Raw genomic sequence first — 26,576 nt, forward strand, 5'->3', positions numbered from 1 at the left:
AGCGGGCCGGCACGAGCGGCGGCCCCGATTCGACGGGATGCAGTTCATTGGATGTCCGGGCGCCGCGCGGCGGTCGTCCGGCCCGATCAGGCGAGGCCGGATGCCCTTGTACGCGGCGTGGAATTGTTGCGCGATCAGCAGGTTTTGATACGATGCGCGACATTTTAACTCAATGCGAATGATTCTTACTCGCATTTTTGCTCGCTCGCCATGACCGTCAGCCTCGCCCGCCCTCCTGTCCGTCCACGCCGCGTGGCCGCCGCCCTCGCCTGCGTTGCCGCGTCGCTCGCGCATGCGGACGATTCGCCCGGCGACGCCGCGGTGCTGCCCGCCCTCGACATCACGGCCGCGCACGATTCGCCGCAACACTTGACCGACACGATCTCGACGGGTGCGCTCGGCACACGCCGTCAGCTCGACACGCCGTTCTCGACGACGATCGTCACGTCGGAAGATCTCGAGGCGCGCCAGCCGTACAAGCTCGGCGACGTGTTCGCGAACGACGCGTCGGTGTCCGACAACAGCGGCGCGTACAGCGCGTGGGCCAGCTACATGACCGTGCGCGGCATGCAGCTCGACTGGCAGAACGGCTACAAGATCGACGGACAGCCGTTCGTCACGTACGGCATCACGATGCCGTACGAGCAACTGGAACGCGTCGAGTTGCTGAAGGGGCTCGGCGGCTTCCTGTACGGCTTCGTGACGCCGGGCGGCGTCGTCAACTACGTGACGAAGCAGCCGGGCGCCGAACCGGTACGCGGCGTCGACATCGGCTACCGCAGCACCGGCGTGTGGACCGAGCATGTCGATCTCGGCCAGCGCTTCGGGCCGGACAACATGTTCGGCGCGCGGCTGAACGCGACGCACGAGGAAGGCAAGACGTACAACGACGGCAACATCCGCCGCGACAGCGTGTCGGTCGCGCTGCAGGCGAACCTGACGCGCGACCTCTCGGTGTCGTTCGGCGCGCTGTACCAGGATCGCCGCACGACCGGCCAGACGCCGTCGATCTTCACCGGCAGCTATCCGGGCGGCGCACTGCCCGCCACGATCAGCGGCGGGTCGACGAACCTGGGCGGCAAGGACCAGTACCTGAACACGAACCTGCAGCTCTATACGGCCGGGCTGCAATACCAGCTCGCCCCCGACTGGCAGCTCGACGTCGCGTACAGCTACAGCAAGGCGACGCGCCGCCGCAACGAAAGCACGCTATACCTGCAGGACGCGGCCGGCAACTACACCGACAGCCGCTACGTCGGCATGGAGGATCACCGCTTCAGCCAGTGGCGCGCGATGGTCGAGGGCAAGGTGCGCACGGGCCCGTTCGGCCACCAGATCGTGCTCGGCGCGTCGTGGCAGAAGCAGGCGAACGACTATTCGGCGAACAGCGTATTCGTGCCGCTCGGCGCCGGCAACCTCTATGCGCCGAATCCGTACCGCTACGAGAGTCCGCACGGCTTCATCCAGTACCGCACGAGCGAGATCGTGCAGAAATCGCTGTTCGCGAGCGACACCGTGCAGTTGACCGAGCGCTGGTCGGTGCTGGCCGGCGTGCGCTACATGAACTACGCGCAGCGCGCGTTCCAGGCGAGCGGCGCCGAGGATCCCGGCTATCGCCAGAACGGCGTGGTGACGCCGACCTTCGCGGTGATGTTCAAGCTCGCGCCGACGGCCACCGCGTACGCGAGCTACGCCGAATCGCTCGAGCCCGGCAGCCGCGTGAACGACGTCTACGCGAACGCGGGCCAGGTGCTCAAGCCGCTGCGCAGCAGGCAGTACGAGCTCGGGATCAAGAGCGAGCAGGCGCGCTGGAGCGCGACGGCCGCGCTGTTTCGCATCGAGCGCAGCGCCGAATATGCGAATGCCGCGAACGTCTACGTGCAGGACGGCGAATCGGTCATTCAGGGGATCGAGGTGGGCGCGCGCGCGAAATTCGGCGCGCGCTGGAGCGCGGGCGTCGACGCGATGCTGCTCGACGCGTGGTACGCGAACGGGATCGGCAACAACGGCAACCGTGTTGCCGGCGCGCCGCGCTTCGTGCTCGCCGGCGACGTCGGCTATGCGGTGCCGGGCGTACCGGGGCTGACGCTCGGCGTCGACGCGAAATTCACCGGCGCGACGCCGCTGCGCGCCGCCGGCGGCCTCGACGCGCCGGGCTTTCTCGTCGTCAACGCAGGCGCGCGCTACCTGACGCGGGTCGGCCGCCGCGACGTGACGCTGCGCGCGTCGATCGACAACGTGCTGAACCGCCGTTACTGGGAATACCAGTACGCGGACTACGTGAAGCCGGGCGACCCGCGCACGGTGAGCCTGAGCGCGAAGATCGACTTCTGAACGCCGCGTCCGCCGGTCGAAAACCGCCGGACGTGGGCCGAAAACATCGCGCGGCCCATCGGCCGTCGCGACATCGGGGCTTTCCCGGCCCGCAAAAGCAAAACGGCGGAGCGGCCTCTGTCGAGGCACACTCCGCCGTTTCGCGGCGAACCGTCAGACGCGCTTAGTGGAGCTTCTTCGGCAGCATCTGGCTGCGCAGACGCTTGTGCAGGCGCTTGACGGCTGCTGCCTTCTTGCGCTTGCGGACTGCGGTCGGCTTTTCGTAAGACTGGCGCTCACGCAGTTCAGCGATCAGGCCATTTTTTTCGATAGCGCGACGAAAGCGGCGAATCGCCACTTCGAACGGCTCGTTTTCTTTCAGAAGAATCGTCGTCATGTCGTTCCTAAATTGCTTAAACGGTCAAAAACGTAGCGGCCAAGCGCCACGCACCGGCCATCCGAGCGTCCCCACAACAGGCGAAACGAGCGGAAATACGGCCTCGGAGGCCGGAAAAGAGAGGCGGAAAGCACCGCGAGTACGCTTCACAACCGCGTGCAGCGCCGCGTTTGACTGCCAGCAGACATGCCGAAACCGGCAAAGGCGTGACAGAAAATCTCAATTCAGCCCGCCATCATAGCAGGGAATCACAGACAAAACCACCCTTTTGTCGATCGCGGGCGAACGTTCCGCCCAACCGCGCGATTCTCGCGCCACGGCCGCCACGCCGCCCGCCATGCCCCGTGCGCCTTCCCGGCGAAACCGGTCCTTCCGTCCCGAATTTCCTCGAACATCCCTCTAAAGTTTTCGCCGGGTGCCGCCGTCAACCAGGAAAGGCGGGCAGCGCCAGACGCAAAAAAGCGCCACGCCGAAATCAGAACCTGTCTGTATCTCAGGCATTTTCCAAAACGAGGAAGCAAATGCTGAACATCAACACCAACATCCTTTCGCTGACGACGCAGACGAATCTGTCGGGCTCGCAAAGCGCACTGTCGCAAGCAATCAACCGCCTGTCGTCGGGCAAGCGCATCAACACCGCTGCTGACGATGCAGCAGGCCTGGCGATCTCGACGTCGCAAACGGCGGCAATCAATGCGCTGACGCAAGGTGTTGCAAACGCGAACAACGGCATCTCGATGATCCAGACCGCCAACGGCGCGCTGCAATCGACGGTCGACAACCTGCAGCGTATCCGTACGCTGGCACAACAAGCGGGCGACGGCTCGCTGGATTCGAGCGCCCGCGCGAACCTGCAAGCTGAAGTGACGACGCGTCTCAGCGAAATCGACCGTGTCGCATCGCAAACGACGTTCAACAGCCAGACCATCCTGGGCGGCGCCGGCAGCGTCACGTTCCAGATCGGCGCAGCAGCAAACCAGGTCGTTACCGTCGACTTCGGCACGGCGAACTGGAACAGCACGGGCATGAGCGTGAACAGCCTGAGCGTCGCCACCCAGTCGGGCGCGCAATCGGCGATCACGGCGATCGACGCGGCACTGAAGCAAGTCAACACGTTCCAGGCAACGCTGGGCGCAGCACAGAACACGTTCCAGGCTGCGATCTCGACGACGCAAACCCAGGCAACCAACATGACCGCCGCTCGCTCGCAGATCACCGACGCGGACTTCGCGACGGAAACGGCGAACCTGAGCAAGGCGCAAGTGCTGCAACAAGCTGGTATCTCGGTTCTGGCGCAAGCGAACTCGCTGCCGCAGCAAGTCCTGAAGCTCCTCGGCTAATCGAGCAGCACCCGCGGCGGGCCACGTGCCCGCCCGCCTCCGGGCACGGCGGCGTCGCCATGCGACGCATCGAGACGCCGCCGAAACCGCCCGGACCGGAATTCTTCAGGGAGGCACGCCTCCCTCTTTGCATTGAACCGCGGCGCCCCGCCGCATCGCGCACGTTGATTGCGCGGACGACCGGAGCAACGGCATGGCCACCACGACCCCCGTCAGCAGCACGGACATCAGCACCATCCTGGCGAATGCAGGTCAATCGATCATCAGCGGCGCGACCAATTCGACGCTCGACGTCAATACGCTCGTCACGACGCTGGTGAACGCGAAGACGGCCGGGCAATTGCAGGCCCTGCAGACCCGGCAGACGAACGACAATACGCAGCTGTCCGCGATCGGCCAGCTGAAGGGCGCGCTGTCCGCGCTGCAGACCGCGCTCACCGGCCTCTCGGACGGCACCGCGCTCGGCAGCCTGGCCGCGACGGCGAGCGGCACGGGCATCGCGACGACGATCAAGAGCGGCAGCGGCGCGGTGGCCGGTTCGTATTCGGTCAATGTCACGCAGCTCGCGACCGCCAACAAGCTGTCGTCGGCCGGCGTGACGTCGGCGGACACGATCTCGGCCGGCTCGCTGAGCATCACCTTCGGCAGCAACCCCGCGTTCAACGTCAACGTGGCGGCCGGCGCGTCGCTGTCCGACATCGCGTCGTCGATCAACTCCGCGTCCGGCAATGCCGGCGTCACCGCGTCGGTCATCACCGGTTCGGACGGCCAGCATCTCGTGATGCAGTCGAACCTCACCGGTGCAGCCAGCACGATCTCGATCACGGGCACAGGCGTCAACTCGAAACTGACGTCGGGGTACACGACCGTCACGCCGGCCGCCGACGCGAAGCTGACGATCGACGGCACGCCGGTGTCGAGCGCGTCGAACAACGTGTCGGGCGCGCTGACGGGTGTCACGCTGGCGCTGTCACAGGCCGCAGTCGGCACGACGCAAACCATCACGCTGTCGCAAGACACGGCCGCGGCGACGACCGCGATCAACAATTTCGCGACCGCGTATACCAACTTCGTGAATACCGCGAAATCGCTGTCGAGCTACGACTCGACCGCGAAGACCGCCGGCCCGCTGCTCGGCGACGCGATGCTGAACACGATCAGGAACACACTCGCGACGACGCTCAGCAGCGGCGTCACGACGGGCGGCACGACCTATGCGCTCGGCAGCATCGGCATCAACGTGGATTCGACCGGCGCGATGTCGGTCGACACCGCCGCGCTGACCACCGCGCTCAAGTCGAACAGTTCCGCGGTGACGGCGATCTTCAACCAGACGAACGGCATCGCCCAGGCGCTCAATGCGAACATCAACTCGTACACGCAGACGTCCGGCCTGATCGACCAGCGCACCAACGCGATCAACGCCGATCTGAAGAGTGTGCAGGGTCAGGCGACGCAGCTACAGAGCTACTCGGACCAGTTGACCAAGCAATACAATGCGCAGTTCACCGCGCTGAACACGCTGATGGCGACGATGGCGAACAACACCCGCTACCTGACCCAGCTGTTCGGCGGCCAGAACAGCGCCGGCGCGATGGCCAACAACAAGTAAGCGTTGGCCGCCCCCCCTTCGGAGCAGAACCATGACGAACGACACGCTGTCCCGCGCCTTCGACCTGACCCGTGCCATGCAGTCGGCGGCCGATGCGCGCGACTGGGTGCGCGTCGCGGCCCTCGCCGACGAACGCTCGCCGCTGCTGATGAACCTGTCCGGCGAGCAGACCCCGGACGTGCTGGATCAGGTGCGGCAGATCATGGCGATCGACGCGTCGATCACGGAGCATGCGCAGACGGACCGTGACCGCCTGGCCGCGGAATTTGCGCAGTCCCGGGAGCGGATCGAGGCCGCGAGCCAGTACCAGAAAGCCGGCATGCTGTGACCGGCCGGGCGTCTCGGCCGCCGCGCATTTCGAATTAAAAGACGCCGCCAGTCGAGCGGTCCGTTGTCGCCGTACCGTCGAGCCGCTTCAATGCGGCTTTTTTTTCGCCTGCAGGCGGGAGCGCGCGCCGGATCGCGCCGGCTACGCCCGCGTCGCCCGCTCGACGGCCGCGTCGATCATCTCGGGCGGCCGGCCCGACGATGCGCGAGCGCGGCTTCCAGCCGTGGCGCGATCCCGCTCGTCACGCGTCCCGGGGTGCCGTCTCGCCGGCCGCGTAGCGGGCCCACATGCCGTGCAGCGCGTCCTCGAGGTTGCGTGCGAAGCGCGACGCATCGCACAGCGGCGACGCCAGCGCGCGTTCGCGCAGCGTTGCACGCAGCGTCGCCAGCCCGTCGCGGTCGCGCGCGAACGCGACGGCCTTCGCGAGGTACGCATCCTCGTCTTCCGCGATCCAGTCGCCCATGCCCGCCGCGTGCAGCAGGCTTTCGCAAATGTGCGTGACGAACCGGCCGCCCTTCATCCCGAGCACCGGCACGCCCATCCACAGCGCTTCGGCCGTGGTCGTGCCGCCCGGGTACGGGAACGGGCTCAGCGCGATGTCGATGCGGTTATACGCGGCGAAGTACTCCGCACGCGGCGAACCGCCTTCGAGCATCAGCCGATCCGCGCCGATGCCGTGCCGCGCGAAGCGCTCGAGCGTCGCCTGGTTCACGTCGCCGGCGCCGAGCTCATGGGCCTTCAGCAGCAGGCGTGCGTCCGGCAGTGCGTGCAGGATGCGCGACCACAGCGCGACGACCTCGTCGCTGATCTTGATCAGCTTGCCGAAGCAGCCGAACGTGACGCCGCCATGAACCCCCATCGGCGGCGGGCCGACCGCGACATCGTACGGCGGCGGCGTGAAGCAAAGGTAGCTGTCCGGCAGCCGCCACGGCCGCTCGGTGAAGTGATGCGCCTCGTCGGCCGGTAGCGTATGCGCATCGCCGATGAAATAGTCGATCGCGCGGCAACCGGTCGTCGCGAAGAAACCGAGCCAGCTCGCCTGCACCGGCGCGGGCTTGTGCCCGAAGATCGGCAAGCCGCTCCAGTTGGTATGGCCTGCCATATCGATCAGGATGTCGATGCCGTCGTCGCGAATCAGTTGCGCGGCCTCCTCGCGGCCCAGGCTGACCACCTTCTTCCAGCTCGCGAAGTTCGGCCTGAGCCGCGCGGTCACGTCGTCCTCGCCGACGAAGGTCACATAGGCATGCGGCTCGATGCGCGACCGGTCGATCCGCGCGAGCACGCTTTCAAGGAAGATGCCGACCGGATGCTGCCGCAGGTCGCCCGACACGAAGCCGACACGCAGCGGCCGCCCCTGCGCCTGCGCGACGCGCTGCGCGCGGTCGTGCTCGAACGGATGCGCGTCGCGCTCGAGATGCTCGCCGTAGCGGCGCGCTTCGGCGACCCACTCCTGCGGTTCGAACGCGGGTGAGCTCGACATGTTGAACAGCATCCGCGAGTACGCGCGATGCAGGTCGTGCCGGATCGCCGAGCGGAACGCATCCAGCGCGCCGGCGAGATCCCCTTTCGCCCACAGGATGTCGCCGAGCGTCATCTGGACCTTCAGCGGATCGATGCCGAGCGCCCTCGCGATCTCGGTGTGCTTCATCGCCTCGTCGAGCTTCTCGAGCCGAAACAGCGCGGCGGCGAGGTTGTGATGCGCGTCGGCATCGTCCGGGTTCAAGTCGATCGCATGCCGGTGGCTCAACTCCGCGGCGGCCAGCAAGTTGAGGTTGTGATACGCGAAGCCAAGGAAGTTGTATGCGTCGGCCAGTTCGGGATCGAGCTCGATCGCACGCCGGCACACCTTCACCGCCTGCCCGTATTCGCCCTGCTGGTTGCGCAAATCGCCGAGCCACGCCCATGCCTGTGCATGCGCGGGGTCGATCGCGACCGCCTGCTCGAGCAGTTCGAGCGCCTTGTCGAAATCGCCGATGCGCTGCAGCAACCTTGCCAGCACGCAGTGCGCGTCCGCGTCGCCCGGATCGAGCCCTTCGCGCGCATGGTCGATCGCGCCTTGCAGATCGCCGGCCGCGCGCAGCGTCGCGCTCAGCCCCCGGTGCGCGACACGGAAGCCCGGTTGCAGCGCGATGGCGCGACGATAGGCATCCGCAGCATCGTCGAATTTCTCCTGCGCATGCAGCGCGTTGCCGAGATTGCAGTACGCATCCGCGTACCGCGGCTGGTGCGCGACGGCCTTGGCGTAGCTCGCGGCCGCCGCTTCGTGCTCGCCCAGGTCCTGCAGCGCGTTGCCGAGATTGTTGTACGCCTCCGCGTAACCGGGGCGCAGCTCGATCGCGCGCGCGCAGCTCTGCATCGCGGCCGCCGGCTCGCGTGCGTCACGCAACGCGTTGCCGAGGTTGTTGTGCGCCTCCGGATAGTCCGGTCGCAGCGCCACCGCGCGCCGATAGTGCGTGATCGCGTCGTCGAGCCGGCCGCTTTCGCGCAGCATGTTGCCCAGGTTGTTGAAGTACGACGCATCCGGCCGCTCGACGAGCGATTGCTCCATCAGCGCGAGCCCCGCGTCGTACTGCTTCAGCTGGCATGCCAGCAGCCCGAGGAAATGCAGTGCATCCGGCTGGCCCGGCTGCGCGGTGAGGATCGCGTCGTACAGTGTCTTCGCTTCCGCGAGACGCCCCGCCTGATGATGCGCGAGCGCGGACTGCAGCGTGTCGTGGATATCGTTCATGCTTCCTGCTCCGGGTTCGTATAGCGTTGCCACATGGCGAGGAACGCCGCTTCGAGATGCGCCGCGAACCGGCGCGCGTCGCACAACGGCGACGCGAGCAGCTGCGCACGCAGGCTCGCGCGCAGCGCCGCGAGGCGCTCGCGATCGTGCACTGCCGCGATCGCCTTCGCGACATAGCCGTCCTCGCCGTCAGCAACCCATTCGCCCATGCCCGCCGCGTGAAGCACGCTTTCGCAGATGTGCGTGACAAAGCGCCCGCCCTTCATGCCGAGCACCGGCACACCCATCCACAGCGCTTCGGCCGTGGTCGTGCCGCCCGGGTACGGGAACGGGCTCAGCGCGACGTCGATGCGGTTGTATGCGCCCAAGTATTCCGCGCGCGGCGAACCGCCCTCGAGGATCAGCCGGTCCGCGTCGATGCCATGCCGCGCGAAGCGCGCGGCGGTCGTGTCGCGCACGCCCTCGCGACTAAGTTCGTGCGCCTTGAGCAGCAGCCGCGCGTTCGGCAGCGCGTGCAGGATGCGCGACCATGCGCGCACGACGTCGTCGCCGATCTTCACGAGCTGGCCGAAGCAACCTAACGTCGGATGGCCGCTCGCCGCCATCGGCAACGGGCCGACCTCGACGTCGCAGGCCGGCGGCGTGAAGCACAGGAAGCTGTCCGGCAGCCGCCACGGCTTCTCGACGAAGTGATGCGCTTCGGCGTCCGGCAGCGTGTAGCGGTCGCCGATGAAGTAGTCGATCGCGTCGCAGCCGGTCGATGCGAAGAAACCGAGCCAGCTCGCCTGCACCGGCGCGGGTTTCCAGCCGAACACCGGGAGCCCGCTCGACTGCGTATGGCCGGCGAGGTCGACGAGAACGTCGATTTCGTCGTCGTGAATCATCCGCGCGGCCACGTCCGGACCCAGCGCGGCGATCGAGCGCCAGCCGTTCGCGTGCGGCTTCAGTTTCGCGGTGATCGCGTCCTCCTCGTCCGTGGTCACGTACACGCGCAGGTCGATGCGTGTGCGCTCGAGGTGCGCGAGCACGCTTTCCAGGAAGATCCCGACCGGGTGCAGGCGCAGGTCGCCGGACACGAAGCCGACGCGCAGCGGCCGCCCTTGCGCGCGCGCGTCCCGCTCGCGCGGATCGTGCACATGGCGCGTCGAACGCCCGGCCAGGTGCCGGCCGTAGCGTCGCGCGTCGGCCAGATAGTCGGCGGGGCTCACGCAAGCGGACGCCGCCGCGCTGAACAGCAGCCGGTTCAGCACGGTCGCCGCCACGTCGTCGGCATCGTCGCGCACCAGCGCGAGCGCGTCGCGATAGGCCTGGACCGCGGCATCGACGTTGCCCTGCGCGCGCAGGATGTCGCCGAGATTGACGTGCATCAACACGGCCGGCGGACCGGCCTGCAACGCCTGCCGGCAATACACGAGCGCCTCGTCGAGCCGCTGCAGCTTCAGCAGCACGACGGACAGGTTGTGGCATGCGCCGGCGTCCGCCGGATTGAGCGCGACGGCCATGCGATGGCTCGCTTGCGCATCCTCGAGCCGGTTCAGTCCGTGATACGCGTTGCCCGCGTGGTTATGTGCGTCGCCGAGGTTCGGCGCGAGCCGGATCGCGTCCTGCGCATGCGCGAGCGCTTCCGCGCAGCGCAGTTGCTTGTGACGCACGGCGCTCAGGTTCGCGTGAGCCATCGCCATCGACGCATCCAGCTCGATCGCGCGGCCGTAATGCGTGGCGGCGCCATCGAGGTCACCCAGATCCTGCAGTGCATTGCCGAGGTTGTTGTACGCCTGCGCATAGCCGGGGCGCAGCTCGATCGCGCGCGCGCAACTCTGCATCGCGGCCGCCGGCTCGTGCGCGTCGCGCAACGCGTTGCCGAGGTTGTTGTGCGCCTCCGGATAGTCCGGCCGCAGCGCCACCGCGCGCCGGTAGTGCGCGATCGCGTCGTCGAGCCGGCCGCTTTCGCGCAGCATGTTGCCCAGGTTGTTGAAGTACGACGCATCCGGCCGCTCGACGAGCGATTGCTCCATCAGCGCGAGCCCCGCGTCGTACTGCTTCAGCTGGCATGCCAGCAGCCCGAGGAAATGCAGTGCATCCGGCTGGCCCGGCTGCGCGGTGAGGATCGCGTCGTACAGCGTCTTCGCTTCCGCGAGACGCCCCGCCTGATGATGCGCGAGCGCCGCCTGCAATGCCTGTCCTGTTCCGTCCATCTCGTCTGTCCTGCTCAATAGGGATGCGGTTCGCGTCGGAAGTCGATCAGCCTGCCGCCGTGCCCGATCATCACGGCCGGCGCCGCAATCCCATCGCGCGCCATCCCGACGACGGCGGCGCGGTGCTCAGCGCGAGGGGCGCCGTGTTCCGCTTGCCGCCAACGTGGAAAGGCCCACGCACGTCAAGTCGTGAGCGGCCTCACGCGGATGCGACGTGCTGCGCCCACATGCCGTGCAGTGCGTCCTCGAAGTGGCGCGCGAAGCGGGGCGCGTCGCACAGCGGCGACGCGAGCACCTGCGCGCGCAGCGTCGTGCGCAGCGCCGCCAGCTCGGCGGGCTGGCCGACCTGCGCGACGGCCTTCGCGACATACGCGGCGTCGTCGTCCGCGATCCACTCGGGGAGCCGCGCCGAATGCAGCAGGCTCTCGGCGATGTGCGACAGGAAGCGCTCGCCGCGCCGGCACAGCACGGGCACGCCCATCCACAGCGCTTCGGCGGTCGTCGTACCGCCCGGATACGGGAACGGGCTCAGCATCAGGTCGACACGCCCGTACGCGGCCAGGTATTCGGCGCGCGGCGAGCGGCCTTCGAGGATCAGGCGCTGCGCGTCGATGCCGTGCGCCGCGAAGCGCGCGGCAAGCGCCTGCTGCTCGCGCGGATCGTCGAGATGCTCGGCCTTCACGAACAGCTTCGCGCCCGTGACCGATTGCAGCACGCGCGACCAGACCGCGACGACGTGATCGGTAATCTTCGCGAGCTTGCCGAAATAGCCGAAGGTCGGATGGCCGTTCGCGAGCATCGGCAGCGCGCCGACGTCGACAGGCTCGGCCGGCGGCGTGAAGCACAGATAGCTGTCCGGCAGATGCCACGGCCGCTCGGTGAAATGCGCGGCCTCGGCGGGCGGCAGCACGTGACGGTCGCCGATCACGTAGTCGATCGCGCCCACGCCGGTGCTCGCGAAATAACCGGGCCAGCTCGCCTGCAGCGGCGCCGGCTTCCACGCGAACAGCGGCAGGCGGTTGTAGACCGTGTGGCCCGCCGCGTCGAGCAGCACGTCGATGCGGTCCGCGCGGATACGCGCAGCCGCCGCTTCGTCGCTCAGGCCGGCGATGCTGGTCCATGTCGAGAAGGCCGGCTTGATGCGGGCGGTCACGTCGTCCTCGACGTCGCGCGTCGGGTACGCATGCATCTCGATCCGGTTCGCGTCGAGATGCTTCAGCATGCTCTCGATGAAATAGCCGACCGGATGCGACTTCAGATCGCCCGACACGATGCCGACCTTCAGCGGCCGCCCGACCCGGGGAGCCAGGTCGACGAGCCAGTCCGTCCACGGCTTCGCGCACCGCGTGACGAGTTCGTCGTAGCGCGCGGCCTCGGCGAGATAGGCGTCGTGGTCGAACGCTTCGCTGCAGTGGCTCGCGAACAGCAGGTTGCTGCGCGGCTCCGGCAGTTCGGGGCGCAGCGCGACCGCGTGCCGGTAAGCCTCGAGCGCGGCCGGAATCTCGTTCAGGTCGAACAGCGCATTCGCAAGATTGTTGTAGGCCTGGCCGTTGTCCGGCTTCAGCGCAATGGCCTGGCAGAACGCATCGACGGCCGCGCGGACGTCGCCGGCGAGCCGCAGCGCGTTGCCGAGGTTGTTGTACGCATCGACGTAGTCGGGTCGCAGATCGATTGCGAGACGGAAGCACTCGACGGCGGCGGCGTGACGGTTGTCCGCCTGCATCACGTTGCCGAGGTTGTAGTAGTACATCGCGTCCGGCCGGATCTCGATCGCCGCCATGATCAGGTCGGATGCCTCCTGATAGCGCCCGTACTGATGGCCGATCAGGCCAAGGAGGTGAAGCGCGTCCGCGTGCCGGGGATCGGTGTCAAGGATCTGCCGGTACAGCGTCTCGGCCTCTTCCAGCCGTTCGGCCTGATGGTGCGCCAGCGCCTGTTCGATCGTGGCGGCGGCGGGGGAGGTGGGCATCATGAGCTATGTCGTCCTGGTAGCCAATACGGGATTCGAATCGCGGCCGGCGCCGCTGCGTCGGCACACGCCTTCGCCCGCGGACGCACGCACCGACGGTCTCCGACGTGTCCGAATTCTCCACGCGCACGCCGCGTTCCAATTTGGCGAGCAGGTGCTGGAATTGGTCGCTATTCCCACGACTGCAAGCCGCACCCGCGGGCGCCTCGAATTCGCGCCGGACACGCGCGCATCCATCGAAATGCGGGGTGAAACCACCCGCTAATCCGACATTCGATCCTGGCGGCGCTCGCTAGACTTGATCGTAGAAAGATGTCCGACCTGCGACGCCAGGACGGTTGCGCATTCCGATGCCACCGCGCCGACACGCGCTCGTCCGGTCACACCCTTTGTGCCTGGAGCCCTGTGTATGCACGAATCAGCGATCATCACCAACGCAGATGGCGATCAGCTCGCGGCGCGCCGCGAACTGTTCGACCTGATGCAGACCTACCCCGCGACGCGCGAGGAACTGGAACGGTCGCTCGGCCTGTTCGTGCGCGGCTCGCTCCTCGCACGCATTCTCGCGACCTTTGAGATTTATCAAAAAATCGTGCCGCTGCCGGGCGCGATCCTCGATCTCGGCACGTGGCGCGGGCAGACCGCCGTGCTGTGCGAGAACTTCCGCGCGATTCTCGAGCCGCTGAACTTCCAGCGCCGGATCCACGCATTCGATACGTTCACGGGCTACACGGGCTTCGCCGAGCACGACACGCGCGACCGCAAGCTGTTCTCCGACGGCACGTACTCGCTGTCCGGCGAGTACGCCGACCTGCTGCGCAAGCTGCTGAACCTGCACGAGCGCAGCAACGCGATGGGACACGTGCATGACAAGCACCACGTGTGGGAAGGCGACTGCCGCGACACGCTGGCGGCGTTCGACGAAGCGCATCCCGGCGAGATGGTCGCGCTCGCGTGGTTCGACCTGAACGTGATCGAGCCGACCCGGCACGCGTTCGACGCGGTGATGGAGCGGCTGGTGCCCGGCGGCGTCGTCGCGTTCTGGCAGCTCACCCGCGGCGGCCAGCTGCCCGCGGAAGGCGTCCATTACCTGCGCGACCTGCTCGGCAACCGTGCGCACCAGATCCACAAGGCTGCAGCCTATCCGTCGCTCTGCTACCTGTCATTCCCGGAAGGTGGGGGCACACGCAAATGAAACTCGCAATCCTCGGCAACGGCATTCTCGGCCTGATGACGGCTCGCGCATGGCAGCAGGCCGACGCGGGCGTCGAACTCGTGATCGTCGGCCACGCGCATCGGCCCGGCTCGGCCACGCGCGCTGCGGCGGCGATGCTCAATTCGTTCACCGAGCTGGAAGGCGACTCGCTCGGCACGCCGATCGACCGCTTCAAGTTCGAGCTGAGCCGCGGCGCGACGGCGGCCTGGCCCGCCGTATTCGCTGAAATCTGCACGCCCGAGCGCGCGGTCGCGCACGGCTTCGGCACCTTCGTACTGAACAACGCGGCGACCGACGCGCTCGACGACGAGAACTTCGCGGCCATGCAGCGGTTCTGCCGCGAATTCGAAGAGCCCTGCGAGGCGGTCGATCCGTCAGGCATCCCGAACTATCATCCGGACCCGCGCTATCGCGCGCTGAAGGCGGTCTTCCTGAAGCGCGAAGGCTGGGTCAATCCGAAACAGTTTCTCGACGCGCTGAGCGCGTCGGTCGCGCAAGCCGGCAACGTGCGCTTCATCGACGCCGAGGTCGAGCGGCTCGACACCGCGGCCGGACGCGTCACCGGGGCGCGCCTGTCCGATGGCAGCGTGCTCGGCGCGGACCGCTTCATTCTCTGCAACGGCGCCAACGTGACGCGCGTGCTGCAGGCGAGCCTGCCCGATCTGCCGGTGCAGCGGATGTTCTACGGCATCGGCATGTCGATCGAACTGCAGAGCACGGAGAACGTGCACACGCACTGCGTGCGCACGACCAACCGCGGCCTCGCGTGCGGTGTGTATTCGGCGCCGTACGGGCCTGACCGGACCCTCGTCGGCGCCAGCAACTACATCAGCCCGGTGCCGCACGAGCACGGCCACGCCGGCAGCGCGTACACGCTGCTCAAGTCCGCGATGGACCAGATCAACACCCGCTTCTCGCGCGCGAACCTGGTCAACGTCAACGTCGGCTGGCGACCGACGACGTCCGACCTGTATCCGCTGTTCGGCGAAACCAGCGTGCGCGACCTGTGGATTCTCGGCGGCACCAAGCGCGACGGTTTCCACCTGTCGCCGGTGCTGTGCCGCGATCTCGTCGCGGCGATGCGCGGCGAGCCGATCGATCCGCGCTACGCGGAACTCGCGCCCGAACGCCCGCTGATCCGCAACATGACGCGCGAGGCCGCGATCGCGAAGACGGTACGCCATCAGATCAATGCCGCGTACCAGCACGACTTCGTACCGGCGCGCAACCGCATGGTCGAACAGCTTCGGAACGCGATGCGCGCGGACCTGGAGGCGCTGCACGACAAGCTGGGCGCAACGGACTGGGGCATTCCGCCCGAGCTCGTCGACATGTACCGGTACGGTCACATTCCGGCATGAGCGGTGCGACCATGAACCGCGACGCGAAGCGGGTGGCGATCGTGCAGTCCAACTACATTCCGTGGAAGGGCTACTTCGACCTGATCGCCGCCAGCGACGAGTTCATCCTCTACGATGACGCGCAGTACACGCGCCGCGACTGGCGCAACCGCAACCAGATCAAGACGCCGCAGGGCGTGCAATGGCTGAGCGTGCCGGTGAAGGTGAAGGGCAAGTATCACCAGTCGATCCGCGAAACCGAAATCGATGGCGCCGACTGGGCGCCGCTGCACTGGAAGGCCCTGCAGCAGAACTACGCGCGCGCACCGCACTTCGCGCGCTATGCGGACGAGCTCGAAGCGCTCTACACCGGTCGCACCTACGGGATGCTGAGCGAGCTGAATTTCGCGATGCTGACGTGGGTCCTGCGGCAACTGGAGATCGGCACGCGCGTGTCGTCGACGTCGGACTATGCGCTCCACGGCGACCGCACCGAGAAGCTGCTGAACCTGTGCGTGCAGGCGGGCGCGTCCGAGTACCTGTCCGGCCCGGCCGCGCGCAGCTACCTCGACGAGAACCTGTTCGCCGATGCCGGCGTCGCGGTGCGCTGGTTCGACTATCCGAGCTATCCCGAGTATCCGCAGCAGTGGGGCGACTTCGTCCACGGCGTGACCGTGCTCGACGTGCTGTTCAACTGCGGTCCCGAAGCGCGTCGGTACGCGCTGACCTCGAAAGACTGAGGCGATGTCCATGAGCGAATCCCGGCATGCGAGCCTGCTGGAAGAAGTGGCCGCGTACTACAGCGCGCGGCTGGCGGAGCACGGCGCGACCGCGCGCGGCGTCGACTGGAACGGCGAAACCAGCCAGTTCCTGCGCTTCGAACAACTGACGAAGATCCTGCCCGAGTCCGGCGGCCACTCGGTGAACGACATCGGCTGCGGCTACGGCGCGCTGGTCGATTTCCTGAAGGCGCGTGCGCTACCCGACGGCTTCGCGTATGCGGGCTACGACATCTCGTCCGATATGGTCGACGCCGCGCGGCAGCGCTATCGCGAAGACGCGAACGTCGCATTTCATGTCGGCGCGGTGCCGCAGGCCGCGTCGGACTACGGGATCGCATCCGGCATCTTCAACGTCAGGCGCGGTCACGGTGACGACGCATGGCTCGACTACATCCACGCGACGCTCGACACGCTGCACGCGACGAGCCGACTGGGCTTCGCGTTCAACTGCCTGACGTCGTATTCCGATCCGCCGTTCATGCGCCCGGACCTCCTGTACTACGCGGACCCGTGCGCGCTGTTCGATCGCTGCAAGCGCCGCTATTCGCGTCACGTCGCGCTGCTGCACGACTACGGCCTGTACGAATTCACGATTCTCGTCCGCAAGGACATCTGAGCGGCGCCGCGCGCGAGCCGCGCGGCCGAACGTCCCCCTTACTGCGGAGCCTGACCATGTTCGGCCCACCCAATCTCGACGTCATTCCGTTCGGCCGCCCGTTCGTGGTCGGCAAGGAGCTCTACTACATCGCGAAAGCGGTCGAGCAGGGCGGCCTCGCCGGCGACCAGGCGTTCACGAAGCTCTGCCACCGCTGGCTGGAAGCGCGCATCGGCTGCCAGCGCGCGCTGCTCACGCACTCGTGCACGGCCGCGCTCGAGATGGCCGCGATCCTCGCCGACGTGCAGCCCGGCGACGAAGTGATCATGCCGTCCTACACGTTCGTGTCGACCGCCAACGCGTTCGTGCTGCGCGGCGCGACGCCGGTGTTCGTCGACATCCGCCGCGACACGCTGAACCTTGACGAGACGCAGATCGCCGCCGCGATCACCAAGCGCACGCGCGCGATCGTGCCGGTGCACTACGCGGGCGTCGCATGCGACATGGACGTGATCGGGCAGCTCGCGGCGGACCACGACCTGTGGGTGATCGAGGATGCCGCTCAGGCGCTGCAGTCGTCGTGGAACGGCAAGCCGCTCGGCAGCCTCGGCCACCTCGCGTGCCTCAGCTTCCACGAGACCAAGAACGTGATCTCGGGCGAAGGCGGCGCGCTGCTGGTCAACGACCCGCGCCTCGTCGAGCGCGCGGAGATCATCCGCGAGAAGGGCACCAACCGCAGTCAGTTCTTCCGCGGGCAGGTGGACAAGTACACATGGGTCGACGTCGGGTCGTCGTTCCTGCCGGGCGAGCTGATCGCGGCGTTCCTGTACGCGCAGTTCGAGCACGCGGACGTGATCACCGCGCAGCGGCGCGCGACCGTGCAGCGCTACCAGGACGCGCTGCGGCCGCTGCACGCGGACGGGCTGATCGAGTTGCCCGCGATTTCGCTCGCCGAGCGCGGCAACGGCCACATGTTCTATTTCCTCGCACGCGACCTCGCCGAACGCACCGAGCTGCTGCAGCAGATCCGCGCGGTGGGCGTGAACGCGGTGTTCCACTACGTGCCGCTGCACAGTTCGCCGGCCGGGCAGCGCTATGGGCGCTGCGGGTCCGGCATGACGGTGACGGACCTCGTCGCCGACCGGCTCGTCCGGCTGCCGCTGTACCACGACATGACCGAAGCCGAACAGGATCGCATCCTCGACGTGGTCTTCGATTTCTACCGCACCCGATAACGATGACGACTCCCAAACCCGGCCTGGCGCACGGCGGTTCGCGCATTTTTACGCGACTCGGCCACCCGTACTACATCCTCGCGCCGAATTTCCGGCAAACCTCCGGCGGGATCCGCGCGATGCACTATCTGTGCCACGTGCTGAACCTCCTCGGCCAGGAAGCGTACGTCTGCACGCCGGTCGTGCATCCTGACCTGCGCACGCCGCCGCTGACCGACGACATCGTGCAGGCGCACGCCCGCGCGAATCGCAGCCCGATCGTCGTCTACCCGGACGTCGTCACCGGCAATCCGTTCAACGCGCGCTGCGTCGTACGCTACCTGCTGGCCGAGCCCGGCCGCATCAACGGCGAACCGATTACCCTGCAGCCGAACGACCTCATCTTCACGTTCGGGCCGTCGCTGGTGCCCGAAGAATGGAAGGCGGACCTGCTGCGCATACCGCTGGTCGACACGCGCATCTTCAACAGCGACGGTGTCGATGACGCACGCCGCAACGGCACGGCCGTCTTCATCAATCGCCACCTGCGGCGCGGCGGCACGCTGCATCCGGTCACCGCCGAGTCGATCGAAATCTCGACCCGCGTGCCGGAACGTTCGGCGCACGAACTCGCGGCGCTGTTCCGACAGGTCGAGTGCGTGTACATGTACGAATGGTCTACCGCCGTGTTCGAAGCGCTGCTGTGCGGCTGCCCGGTCGTGTGCATCATGAATGACGCGTCGCTGTCGGAGCCGACCCGGTGGGTGATGGACGGCAAGGGCATCGCGTGGGGGCTCGACGAACACGAGATCGCGCACGCGAAGGCCACCGTTCACGAAGCGCGCGGCGTCTACCTGAAGGAAGAGGACGCGTTCTGGCAGCAGCTGCAGAACTTCGTCGAGCGAACCCAGGCACACGCGGACAAGCTGGATGCGCAGGCCGTCGCGACGGGCGCCGCCGCCCAAGGACAGCCCGCGTCCGCGCCGCGCTCGTGCATCGCGGTCGTCACCGCCGAACCGGCCGACCACGCGCGCACCAGCCTGCGCTTCGCGCAGCCGTTCGCGCGGCTGGACCGCGAATGGGCACTGACGTTCCCTGTCACGCCGGCCGGCATCGATCCCGACGCGCTGCAGCGCGCTGACCTGATCGTGCTGCAGGGCGACACGCCGGGCCTGCTGTCCCCCGCCACGCTGGAACACCTGTTCTCGCTCGGCAAGCCGGTCGTCCTCGAGATCGACGCGCCGCTCGACACGCTGCTCGCCGACATCCCCGGCGCGGCCGACAACGCGCGCCGCAAGGCGGGCATCCGCAGCGCCGTGCAGCGTGCGCATGCGCTCGTCGTGCCGTCGGAAGCGCTGGTGCGGCAGTACCGTCATGTCAACGCATCGGTCCACGTGCTGCCGACCGGCGTCGATCTCGAGCGTCTGCACCGCGCGGCGCCCGGCGTGCGCGACCACGTGAACCTCGCGGTTTCCGGCACCGGTCTCGACCGCGTGCGTCTCGAGCAGGTCCGCCACGCGCTGGCCGAGCTCCGCCGCCGGTTTCCGGGGAAGCTCCGGGTGTCGTTTGTCGGCGCGGCGCTGCCGGCCGGCTGGGACCGCGAACCGGACGTCACGCTGATCGCGGAGCCTGCCCCTTACGACAGCTACGCCGACGCGCTGAAGCGCGCGGACCTCGACATCGCGCTGGTCGCGGCGCCGGTCACGTTGCGCGACGATGCGCCGCCGCGCGCATGGCTCGAATGCTCGGCGGCCGGCGCGGCCACGGTGCTCGTCGCCACGCCGGCGGAAGGTTGCTCGGTTGTCCACGGCCGCACGGGCTGGCTCGTCGCCGACACCGCCGACGCGTGGGTCGACGCGATCGCGCACCTGATCGAGCATCCGCAAACCCGCGCGCGACTCGCCGCGGCCGCGCAGGATGCGATCCGTGCGCAGCACGACATCGGCCGCAACGCCGCGCGCCACGGCGTGCTGTACGCGCGGCTGCTCGCGGAGAACCGGACGCGGGCGCCCGTCGCCGCGATTGCGGACGCCGCACCGCGCCGCAAGCGCCTGATCGTGTATTCGATCGATCCGGACACGTGCGCGTCATCGCGAATTCGCCTCACGCTGCCGTTCGGTCTGCTGAACGACGAATGGGAACTCGTCCCGGGCATCCGGGACGGCCAGATCGACAGCAGCGTGCTGGCCACGGCCGACGCCATCCTGCTGCACCGGCTGACGCCCGGCATCCTGACCGGCAACGACCTGTATACGATCTTCAAGCATGAAAAGCCGGTGATCTACGAGACCGACGACCTGCTGACCGACCTGCCGGCCGCGCACCAGCTCGCCGCGCAAGGCGGGATGGCCCGCGCGGGGATCGAGCTCGTGCTGCGCAACGCGGACGCCGTGATCGTATCCACGCCGTTCATCGCCAGCCGCTACCGGCTGTCGCACCCGCGCGTTCACGTGCTGCCCGACAGCGTGGACTTCGACCGGTTCTACCGCCCCGTGACGGCGCGCGGCGACGACTGCGTGACGATCGGCATCGCTGGCGCGTCGCTGCGCGCCGACAACTTCGCGCTCGTCGACGCGGCGCTGCAGGCGATCTGCGCGCGCCATCCCGGCAAGGTGAAGGTGAGTTTCGTCGGCGCGGACGTCCCCCCAGGCTGGGCCGGCCACCCGGACGCCGGGTGCGAGCCCGAGCTTCACGACTACGACGCGCACGCACGACGCCTGCCGGAACGGTGCTGGGACATCGCGCTGCTGCCGCTCGCCGACCACGACTACAACGCCGGCACGAGTACGATCCAGTGGCAGGAATACGCGGCGGCCGGCATCGCCTCGATCGTCAGCGACCGGCCAGCCTATCGCCTCGCGCTGCACGACGGCTGCGACGGCCTGCTGGTCCCGGATGAGCCGCAGGCCTGGGTCGACGCGCTCGACCGGCTGATCGCGAACCCGGCGCTGCGCCGCGGGCTCGCGCGCACGGCGCAGGCGAAGGTCCGCAAGCATCACGCGCTACAGCAGGCGCTGCCGCGCTATCGCCATGTGTATCAGCAGTGCATCGACAAAGGCGCTGTCGGCAACCCGCCCGGCCGGCCGGATGCGCCGATCCCCGGCGCGCTGATCCTGGACGCCGAGGGCGACCTCGACAAGGTCCGGCTGAGCCTGCAGGAAATCGCAAGGCGGCCGGAACAGGATCTGCTGGCGGTCGTGCTGACCACGTCGCAGGCGACGCTGCCCGAATGGACCGACAAGGTGCGCTACCTGCACGCGCCCGCGCACGAATACACGGCCACCGTCGAGCAGCTCTGCGCACTGTCGGCGTTCGACTGGACGCTGATCGTCGAGGCGGGCGACGGGCGTGCCGCGCAGGCACGAACGCCCGCCGATGCCGCGATCGCATAGTTCGACGCGCGCCGTGCCGCTTGCCTGACGCTGGCGGCCCGGCGCGCTATCCCGGCAGCGCGCCCGGTGCTCAGTTGCTCGAACAGCCGCCGCAACTGCTCGAGCTGCATGAGCTCGACGAACTGCACGAACTCGAACTGCTGCTGTCCCCGGCGCCGGAGTCGGACGAACCGCTCGACCCGCCGGTGTTCACGGCGACGGGCGGCGGCGCCATCAGCACTTTCGAATGCGCGGCCCACACGGTGCCGGCGAGCGCGCCGGCGCCGAACAGCGCGGCCGTCCACAAAAGCCCGTCCGGCGTCGCGCGGTCGCCCCGGCGTTCGTCGCGGTGCGCGGCGAGCGCCGCCTCGCCGCCGCGCGTCATGCCGCCGCGCCCGAAGCCGGGCAGGCGTCCGACCATGAAATGGTACGCGACCATGAACGCCGCCATGAAAATCATCAGCAGCAACACGGGCCGGCCGCGGGTCAGGCCGACCGCGAGCTTCGCCGCGCCCGCGCCGAACACGAGCAGCAGGATCGCGTGCGCGGCCATCCGCGTCGCCCGCATCTCGCCCGGCGCCCAGAGCCAGCCTTTGCGCTGCAACGCTGCGGCGCAGTCGGCTTCGCGCCACGCGAGACGCTGACCGAACGCGTGGCAGCTCGTCTCGCCGCCAGGTTGCCTCCTCAGCCATTCCCAGTCGGCGCCATAAGCGCCTGCATGTCGCGGATCGTCGATCCGCACCCGCGCGCCGTGGACCTTGCTCATCCGCAGCTCGATCGCACCGGCATGCGCGAGCGACAGCATCGCGACCTGCGCCATCCGCGCGCCGCCGCCCGCGAGATACGCCGCTTCCTCCGCGCTCAGGTCGGGCGACGATTCGGGGGCACGCGTTCCCCACGCACGGTGACGGTATTCGATCCACTGCAGGCCGGCGATCAGCAGCAGCGCGGCGATGCAGAGCGGCACGTAGAACAATCCGAGAAAGTCCGGCCCAGAGAAGTCCAGCACATTGAAATCGCTCGCGCTCGCGCAGGTCGCCGCGACGCTGATCGCCGCCGTTGGCCACGCGAACTTCGCGAAGCGCCGCCAGAGTCGCGGGCGCGCGGCGGCCGCGCTCGAAGGGCCGTCGTGCAGTGCCGCGCGCTGCACCGGGGCGTCGGCGGGCACGGCCGGCTCGGCCACGGGGCGCGGCCATATCGCTTCGGGCGGCTCGCAGCCGAACAGCCTGCGGTAGCTGTCGAGCGTCTGCCGGTAGTGCCGCGCGTACTGCGCGGCCTCGCCGGGCGCGCCCGCGCCCGGCACGTGATGCAGCGGCGCGCGCAGCACGTCGGCACAGAACACGTCCCAGTATTCGCGCGTGTATTGCAGGTGCAGGTGCCATGCGGCGTCCACCGCGACCGACGGCGTGACCGGATGGCCGGTTACCTGCGCGAGGAACGCGAAGCGCTTGTATTCGTCGAATACGGCCAGCGCGTGGTCATGCGACCAGCCTTCGGCTTCGGCAAGACGCCGGCTGTACGGCAGCGGCGCGTGCGGATCGTCGGGGGAATATGCGCGCAGACGCGCGAGCAGCGCCTGCTGCGCATCGGTCAGCGCGCAGGCAGCGACTGCGGTCGAGGTGGACGGAATGGCAGCCATCGGAGTCGGCGCGATGCGCGGACGGCCGCCGCGATCGACGCTTGGAGTTGTCGTTGCGGGCGATTCTCGCACAAGGGCGAATGCGCCGGCACGCCCGCCTGGAACCGGTGCTTCGCAACAACGACCGCATCCGGGATCGAACCAGCAACCCCTGCCTTCGGAGTTTTACCTACGCGTGCCGAACCCTTGTCCAGCAATGCTCTGCAGGCCAGGTCCCCGGCAAAACCAAGGCTGCACAAGATCACTCAAGCCCGCCCCGCTTCACCCAGGCTGCAATTCCGCTGCACGGCGCCCTCCCGTGAACCTCAACACCCGTCCGTGAAGCGTAAAGCGCGATGCACATCGCGACACGCGCCCCGCTGCGTGTCCACGCAGACCACGCACGCGTCTCGTTGAACCCCGCCCCGCGATGCTCGACCATGAGAACCATATTCACCGCCTCACGGCTCGGGACCTCGCCATGGCAAGCAGCATGACTTCGATACGCGTTTGCGGCACGCCGGCCAGTATCGCCACCGCCAACCCGCCACTTCAGCATCGGTGGGCCCAGCCATGATCGCGCGCACCTTGCAAGGCGACACGGTGGACACGGTGTGCTGGCGTCACTACGGCCGGACCGACGGCACCGTCGAGACCGTGCTCGAGGCCAACACCGGGCTAGCCAGCCTCGGCGTCGTGTTGCCCGCCGGCACGCCCGTCTACCTGCCGCCGATCGACACCGTGACGAGCGCACGACCGTTGCTGCAATTGTTTGAATGATTCAGGAATCACCGTCATGGCCGAACCGAACCTCACAACAGCCGCCATGCTGTCCACCGCGATTGGCGTCGCCGGGCTCGCGCCCGGCATCGACGGCAACGCGCTGATCGGCGCATTCACCGGCGCCGCGCTCGTGGTCGTCACCTCCAGGGAGATCGGCGTTGCGCGGCGTACGGCCTATCTGCTGATCTCGCTCGTGATGGGCTATCTCGCCGCCCCGGAGATCGTCGGCGCGACGCCGATCCACTCGACCGGTGTCGCCGCGTTCTTCGCGGCCGCACTCGTGATCACCGTCACGCTGCAGCTGATCGAGCGGATCAAGACGCTGGATCTCCTGTCGCTGTTCCGCAAGGGGGAGTGACGTGCCCCTTCCGCTCGCACTGATCGCGCTCGCCGCCCACGTCGCCGTGCTCGTGCGCGTGCTCACCTATCGACGCAACGGCGCACGACACCGGCGCCACGCATCATGGTTCGCTTGGATCCTCGTCGCCGTCGCCGGCGGTGCGTCGATCGAGCTGCTGCTGCATACCGGCTCCGTCGGCTTCTTCGATGCGGCCACCGCGGTTTTCCTGGCGATGTTCGTCTGCGGCACGCGTGGCAACGTTGCGCGCCTCCTGAGGAGCGAATGACGATGAAGACCCGCCGCCTCGGCGACCACGGCGACGACGTGGGCCTGCTGCAACGCAGACTGGTCCGCGCCGGCTATGCGGTGCAGATCACGCACGTCTATGACGCGGCGACCGATGCCGCCGTCATCGCACTGCAACGCAAGACCGGCCTCGTCGACGACGGTATCGCCGGCCCGAAGACCTATGCCGCGCTGGCCACCGGCCAACGTGATCCGAAGCACCTGGCACTCGCCGATCTCGAGCGTGCCGCGCGCACGCTCGACGTGCCGCTCGCCTGCATTCGCGCGGTCAACGAAGTCGAGTCGCGCGGCACCGGCTTCCTGCCCGATGGTCGCCCCGTCATCCTGTTCGAACGCCATGTGTTCTGGAAGCGGCTGCAGGCGCGCGGGATCGATCCCGCGCCGCTCGCGGCCCGACAGCCGGACATCGTGTCGCGCACACGCGGCGGCTATCGCGGCAGCGCCGCGGAATATATGCGTCTCGCCATGGCCGAGTCGATCGATGCCGGCGCCGCGTGGGAATCCGCGAGCTGGGGAGCGTTCCAGGTCATGGGCTATCACTGGGAGCGCCTCGGCTACGCAGGCATCGACGCATTCGTCGCGTGCATGGAAGACGGCGAAGCACAGCACCTCGACGCGTTCGTCCGCTACATCGCGGCGAACGACGCGCTGCGCCGCGCACTCGGCGCACGCCAGTGGGCCGCATTCGCCCGCGCGTACAACGGACCCGACTATGCGGCGAACCTCTACGACGTGAAGCTCGCGCGTGCCTTCGATCGCTATGCGTCGCAAGCAGCGACATCGACGCAGGCCGCATCCCGACCGACCGACGCCACCGCCGCGCCCCCCGCATGAACGAACTCGCCGCGAAATTCGTCGTATGCGTCGTCGCACTCATCGCGTGCGCCGCCGTCGCGCTGTACGTGCATGGGCTCCGCGCCGACCTGGCGAATGCGCAGCAGCAACGCGTCGATGCGCAACAGGCGCTCGCCGCGCGCGACGGCGTCATTTCGCGCCTGCAGCAGGACGCCGCCGGGCGCGCGCAACAGCAGGCGCGGCTCGATCGCGCGCAAACCGCCATCGCGTCGAAGCTCGACGCCATTCGACTTGAAAACCGGAGATTGACCGATGAAAACGCCGCGCTTCGTGCCTGGGCTGACACTCCTCTGCCTGACGATGTTGTCCGCCTGCAAGCCAGTCCCGCTCTCACCGGCGCCGGCGATTATGTCGAACACGTGCCAGACGGTGAAACCGTGCACGCTACCGATGCTCGCGCCGCGCACCAACGGTGAACTCGACGGTACGCTCACGCTCGTCAAGGCAGCCTGGGCGACGTGCGCGGCGACCGTCGACATGATCGCGGCGTGTCAGGCCGGCACGGCCACCCCCGACCAGGGAGCCCATCCGCATGATTAAGCCGGACAGCCTGCGGCGGGCGCTCGCCGTCGCCATTCCGTCGATCGCCGCCGAACCCGGCGCGTTGACCGTGCTCGTCGAGCAAGGAGCGATCGCAACGACCGGCACACTGACGCCGTCGTTCGAATACCGATACACGGCCCATGTACTCGCGACGAACTTCTCCGGCGACACCGATCCCGTGTTCGTCGCGCTGATCGAATGGGTGCGCGCGAACCAGCCGGATCTCGTGACGAACCCGGCCGCACGTGCAAGCGGCATCACCTTCGAGGTCGGCATCCGCGACCAGGCCGCGGTCGACCTGTCGATCCGGCTGGCGTTGACGGAAAGCGTCGCCGTGACGACCGGTCCGGACGGCCGACAGGTGATCACGCACGTCGACGACACACGCGTCGACCCGGCCAATACGCTGACCTGGGTCGCGCTGCCGCAGATCCGCTGAACCGGGCGGGCACCCGCCCGCTTTCCCGCGCGCCGCGTCATGGCGCCCGGCGACGGCCGCACGTCGCGGCCAGCCAGCTCGCCTCGCGCGCCACCGCGAAATCCCCCCCCGATCATCACGCCCGGCACCAGGCCTCCATCCTCCTGTCGAACCGGCCATCGCCGACGACACGCATCCTCACGACGCCCTTGCTCCGTGACCCGCCACGCCAGGCCACGCGACTTCCCTGCAGAACGCCCGTCCGGCGATTCACGCGGCATCCATGCCCCCTCGTCGCGAGGGTCGATTCACC

Annotated in this window: 23 protein-coding genes; 18 read left to right on the forward strand and 5 right to left on the reverse strand. The window is 68.1% G+C overall.

The genetic code is table 11. The annotated features are described in order from the left end of the window. The first annotated feature begins 210 nt into the window (after positions 1 to 210). Positions 211 to 2,334 (forward strand): TonB-dependent siderophore receptor, encoded by a 2,124-nt coding sequence (locus tag A9Z05_RS14580; protein WP_069618711.1) that lies wholly within the window; start codon positions 211 to 213, stop codon positions 2,332 to 2,334. A gap of 163 nt (positions 2,335 to 2,497) precedes the next feature. Here A9Z05_RS14580 and rpsU read toward each other — a convergent pair whose 3' ends face one another. Next, positions 2,498 to 2,710, reverse strand: a complete 213-nt coding sequence (rpsU, locus tag A9Z05_RS14585) for a 30S ribosomal protein S21 (protein WP_006401410.1) — start codon at positions 2,708 to 2,710, stop codon at positions 2,498 to 2,500. A 521-nt stretch (positions 2,711 to 3,231) separates the two neighbouring features. Between rpsU and A9Z05_RS14590 the strand changes: the two genes are divergently transcribed. The 3 genes from A9Z05_RS14590 (at position 3,232) to A9Z05_RS14600 (ending at position 5,990) form a co-directional block, all read left to right on the forward strand. After that, the gene (locus A9Z05_RS14590; protein WP_027783219.1) at positions 3,232 to 4,050 is read left to right on the forward strand and encodes a flagellin domain-containing protein; all 819 of its coding nucleotides are present in this window, start codon (positions 3,232 to 3,234) and stop codon (positions 4,048 to 4,050) included. Between the two features lie 193 nt (positions 4,051 to 4,243). Beyond that, on the forward strand, positions 4,244 to 5,662 hold the full coding sequence (fliD, locus tag A9Z05_RS14595) for a flagellar filament capping protein FliD (protein WP_069618712.1): 1,419 nt from the start codon (positions 4,244 to 4,246) through the stop codon (positions 5,660 to 5,662). Positions 5,663 to 5,693: 31 nt separating this feature from the next. After that, positions 5,694 to 5,990 carry a flagellar protein FliT gene (locus A9Z05_RS14600; protein ID WP_069618713.1) on the forward strand — a complete coding sequence of 99 codons (297 nt, stop codon included), beginning with the start codon at positions 5,694 to 5,696 and terminating at the stop codon, positions 5,988 to 5,990. A 241-nt stretch (positions 5,991 to 6,231) separates the two neighbouring features. Here the strand turns inward: A9Z05_RS14600 and A9Z05_RS14605 are convergent, their stop codons facing one another. From A9Z05_RS14605 to A9Z05_RS14615, 3 genes are all read right to left on the reverse strand, one after another. Then, positions 6,232 to 8,718, reverse strand: a complete 2,487-nt coding sequence (locus A9Z05_RS14605; protein WP_069618714.1) for a tetratricopeptide repeat protein — start codon at positions 8,716 to 8,718, stop codon at positions 6,232 to 6,234. Then, entirely contained in the window at positions 8,715 to 10,913 is a 2,199-nt protein-coding gene (locus tag A9Z05_RS14610) for a tetratricopeptide repeat protein (protein WP_069618715.1), read from the reverse strand. Before A9Z05_RS14610 ends, A9Z05_RS14605 begins: the two co-directional genes overlap by 4 nt. Before the next feature lie 199 nt (positions 10,914 to 11,112). Next, a complete protein-coding gene (locus tag A9Z05_RS14615; RefSeq protein ID WP_069618716.1) occupies positions 11,113 to 12,885 on the reverse strand; it encodes a tetratricopeptide repeat protein in 1,773 nt (590 codons plus the stop codon). Between A9Z05_RS14615 and A9Z05_RS36200 the strand changes: the two genes are divergently transcribed. From A9Z05_RS36200 to A9Z05_RS14645, 7 genes are all read left to right on the forward strand, one after another. Continuing rightward, positions 12,884 to 13,147: a hypothetical protein gene (locus A9Z05_RS36200; protein ID WP_124504389.1), complete on the forward strand. Its 264-nt coding sequence runs from the start codon at positions 12,884 to 12,886 to the stop codon at positions 13,145 to 13,147. The two genes, A9Z05_RS14615 and A9Z05_RS36200, sit on opposite strands and share 2 nt — an antisense overlap. Positions 13,148 to 13,291: 144 nt before the next feature. Continuing rightward, positions 13,292 to 14,077, forward strand: a complete 786-nt coding sequence (locus tag A9Z05_RS14620) for a class I SAM-dependent methyltransferase (protein ID WP_069618717.1) — start codon at positions 13,292 to 13,294, stop codon at positions 14,075 to 14,077. Continuing rightward, entirely contained in the window at positions 14,074 to 15,459 is a 1,386-nt protein-coding gene (locus A9Z05_RS14625; protein ID WP_069618718.1) for an FAD-binding oxidoreductase, read from the forward strand. Before A9Z05_RS14620 ends, A9Z05_RS14625 begins: the two co-directional genes overlap by 4 nt. Then, entirely contained in the window at positions 15,456 to 16,178 is a 723-nt protein-coding gene (locus A9Z05_RS14630) for a WbqC family protein (RefSeq protein ID WP_089434369.1), read from the forward strand. The genes A9Z05_RS14625 and A9Z05_RS14630 overlap by 4 nt, the downstream gene beginning before the upstream one ends. A 10-nt stretch (positions 16,179 to 16,188) precedes the next feature. Next, the gene (locus A9Z05_RS14635; RefSeq protein WP_069618720.1) at positions 16,189 to 16,836 is read left to right on the forward strand and encodes a class I SAM-dependent methyltransferase; all 648 of its coding nucleotides are present in this window, start codon (positions 16,189 to 16,191) and stop codon (positions 16,834 to 16,836) included. A 56-nt stretch (positions 16,837 to 16,892) separates the two neighbouring features. Further along, positions 16,893 to 18,050: a dTDP-4-amino-4,6-dideoxygalactose transaminase gene (gene rffA / locus A9Z05_RS14640; protein WP_069618721.1), complete on the forward strand. Its 1,158-nt coding sequence runs from the start codon at positions 16,893 to 16,895 to the stop codon at positions 18,048 to 18,050. 2 nt (positions 18,051 to 18,052) lie between these two features. After that, positions 18,053 to 21,421 carry a glycosyltransferase gene (locus tag A9Z05_RS14645; protein ID WP_069618722.1) on the forward strand — a complete coding sequence of 1,123 codons (3,369 nt, stop codon included), beginning with the start codon at positions 18,053 to 18,055 and terminating at the stop codon, positions 21,419 to 21,421. Positions 21,422 to 21,491: 70 nt separating this feature from the next. Here the strand turns inward: A9Z05_RS14645 and A9Z05_RS14650 are convergent, their stop codons facing one another. After that, entirely contained in the window at positions 21,492 to 23,039 is a 1,548-nt protein-coding gene (locus A9Z05_RS14650; RefSeq protein ID WP_069618723.1) for a TIGR04222 domain-containing membrane protein, read from the reverse strand. 552 nt (positions 23,040 to 23,591) lie between these two features. Here A9Z05_RS14650 and A9Z05_RS14655 point away from each other — a divergent pair. From A9Z05_RS14655 to A9Z05_RS14685, 7 genes are read left to right on the forward strand one after another with little or no spacing between them, the layout of a single operon-like run. Beyond that, positions 23,592 to 23,798, forward strand: a complete 207-nt coding sequence (locus A9Z05_RS14655) for a tail protein X (protein ID WP_069618724.1) — start codon at positions 23,592 to 23,594, stop codon at positions 23,796 to 23,798. Positions 23,799 to 23,814: 16 nt separating this feature from the next. Further along, positions 23,815 to 24,159, forward strand: a complete 345-nt coding sequence (locus tag A9Z05_RS14660; protein ID WP_069618725.1) for a putative holin — start codon at positions 23,815 to 23,817, stop codon at positions 24,157 to 24,159. A 1-nt stretch (position 24,160) separates the two neighbouring features. Continuing rightward, positions 24,161 to 24,427 carry a phage holin family protein gene (locus A9Z05_RS14665; RefSeq protein WP_069618726.1) on the forward strand — a complete coding sequence of 89 codons (267 nt, stop codon included), beginning with the start codon at positions 24,161 to 24,163 and terminating at the stop codon, positions 24,425 to 24,427. A 2-nt stretch (positions 24,428 to 24,429) separates the two neighbouring features. Next, a complete protein-coding gene (locus A9Z05_RS14670) occupies positions 24,430 to 25,281 on the forward strand; it encodes an N-acetylmuramidase family protein (RefSeq protein ID WP_176730205.1) in 852 nt (283 codons plus the stop codon). Continuing rightward, a complete protein-coding gene (lysB, locus tag A9Z05_RS37790; RefSeq protein ID WP_069618728.1) occupies positions 25,278 to 25,718 on the forward strand; it encodes an Rz-like lysis system protein LysB in 441 nt (146 codons plus the stop codon). The genes A9Z05_RS14670 and lysB overlap by 4 nt, the downstream gene beginning before the upstream one ends. Further along, positions 25,603 to 25,842, forward strand: coding sequence for an Rz1-like lysis system protein LysC (gene lysC, locus A9Z05_RS37280; protein WP_256121998.1), 240 nt, complete (start codon positions 25,603 to 25,605; stop codon positions 25,840 to 25,842). Before lysB ends, lysC begins: the two co-directional genes overlap by 116 nt. Next, complete coding sequence (locus A9Z05_RS14685; RefSeq protein WP_069618730.1) at positions 25,835 to 26,284, forward strand: phage tail protein; 450 nt, start codon at positions 25,835 to 25,837, stop codon at positions 26,282 to 26,284. The genes lysC and A9Z05_RS14685 overlap by 8 nt, the downstream gene beginning before the upstream one ends. Positions 26,285 to 26,576: the final 292 nt, after the last annotated feature.

This window comes from Burkholderia sp. A2, from assembly GCF_001729305.1.
Lineage (GTDB): Bacteria > Pseudomonadota > Gammaproteobacteria > Burkholderiales > Burkholderiaceae > Burkholderia > Burkholderia sola.

Coding starts and splice junctions, on each gene's coding strand:
- rpsU (WP_006401410.1), bottom strand. CDS start 2,710: ATGACGACGATTCTTCTGAAAGAAAACGAGCCGTTCGAAGTGGCGATT.
- A9Z05_RS14655 (WP_069618724.1), top strand. CDS start 23,592: ATGATCGCGCGCACCTTGCAAGGCGACACGGTGGACACGGTGTGCTGG.
- A9Z05_RS14580 (WP_069618711.1), top strand. CDS start 211: ATGACCGTCAGCCTCGCCCGCCCTCCTGTCCGTCCACGCCGCGTGGCC.
- lysC (WP_256121998.1), top strand. CDS start 25,603: ATGTTGTCCGCCTGCAAGCCAGTCCCGCTCTCACCGGCGCCGGCGATT.
- A9Z05_RS14670 (WP_176730205.1), top strand. CDS start 24,430: ATGAAGACCCGCCGCCTCGGCGACCACGGCGACGACGTGGGCCTGCTG.
- A9Z05_RS14645 (WP_069618722.1), top strand. CDS start 18,053: ATGACGACTCCCAAACCCGGCCTGGCGCACGGCGGTTCGCGCATTTTT.
- A9Z05_RS36200 (WP_124504389.1), top strand. CDS start 12,884: ATGAGCTATGTCGTCCTGGTAGCCAATACGGGATTCGAATCGCGGCCG.
- A9Z05_RS14620 (WP_069618717.1), top strand. CDS start 13,292: ATGCACGAATCAGCGATCATCACCAACGCAGATGGCGATCAGCTCGCG.
- A9Z05_RS14635 (WP_069618720.1), top strand. CDS start 16,189: ATGAGCGAATCCCGGCATGCGAGCCTGCTGGAAGAAGTGGCCGCGTAC.
- A9Z05_RS14650 (WP_069618723.1), bottom strand. CDS start 23,039: ATGGCTGCCATTCCGTCCACCTCGACCGCAGTCGCTGCCTGCGCGCTG.
- A9Z05_RS14630 (WP_089434369.1), top strand. CDS start 15,456: ATGAGCGGTGCGACCATGAACCGCGACGCGAAGCGGGTGGCGATCGTG.
- A9Z05_RS14625 (WP_069618718.1), top strand. CDS start 14,074: ATGAAACTCGCAATCCTCGGCAACGGCATTCTCGGCCTGATGACGGCT.
- rffA (WP_069618721.1), top strand. CDS start 16,893: ATGTTCGGCCCACCCAATCTCGACGTCATTCCGTTCGGCCGCCCGTTC.
- A9Z05_RS14660 (WP_069618725.1), top strand. CDS start 23,815: ATGGCCGAACCGAACCTCACAACAGCCGCCATGCTGTCCACCGCGATT.
- A9Z05_RS14615 (WP_069618716.1), bottom strand. CDS start 12,885: ATGATGCCCACCTCCCCCGCCGCCGCCACGATCGAACAGGCGCTGGCG.
- A9Z05_RS14685 (WP_069618730.1), top strand. CDS start 25,835: ATGATTAAGCCGGACAGCCTGCGGCGGGCGCTCGCCGTCGCCATTCCG.
- fliD (WP_069618712.1), top strand. CDS start 4,244: ATGGCCACCACGACCCCCGTCAGCAGCACGGACATCAGCACCATCCTG.
- lysB (WP_069618728.1), top strand. CDS start 25,278: ATGAACGAACTCGCCGCGAAATTCGTCGTATGCGTCGTCGCACTCATC.
- A9Z05_RS14610 (WP_069618715.1), bottom strand. CDS start 10,913: ATGGACGGAACAGGACAGGCATTGCAGGCGGCGCTCGCGCATCATCAG.
- A9Z05_RS14600 (WP_069618713.1), top strand. CDS start 5,694: ATGACGAACGACACGCTGTCCCGCGCCTTCGACCTGACCCGTGCCATG.
- A9Z05_RS14590 (WP_027783219.1), top strand. CDS start 3,232: ATGCTGAACATCAACACCAACATCCTTTCGCTGACGACGCAGACGAAT.
- A9Z05_RS14605 (WP_069618714.1), bottom strand. CDS start 8,718: ATGAACGATATCCACGACACGCTGCAGTCCGCGCTCGCGCATCATCAG.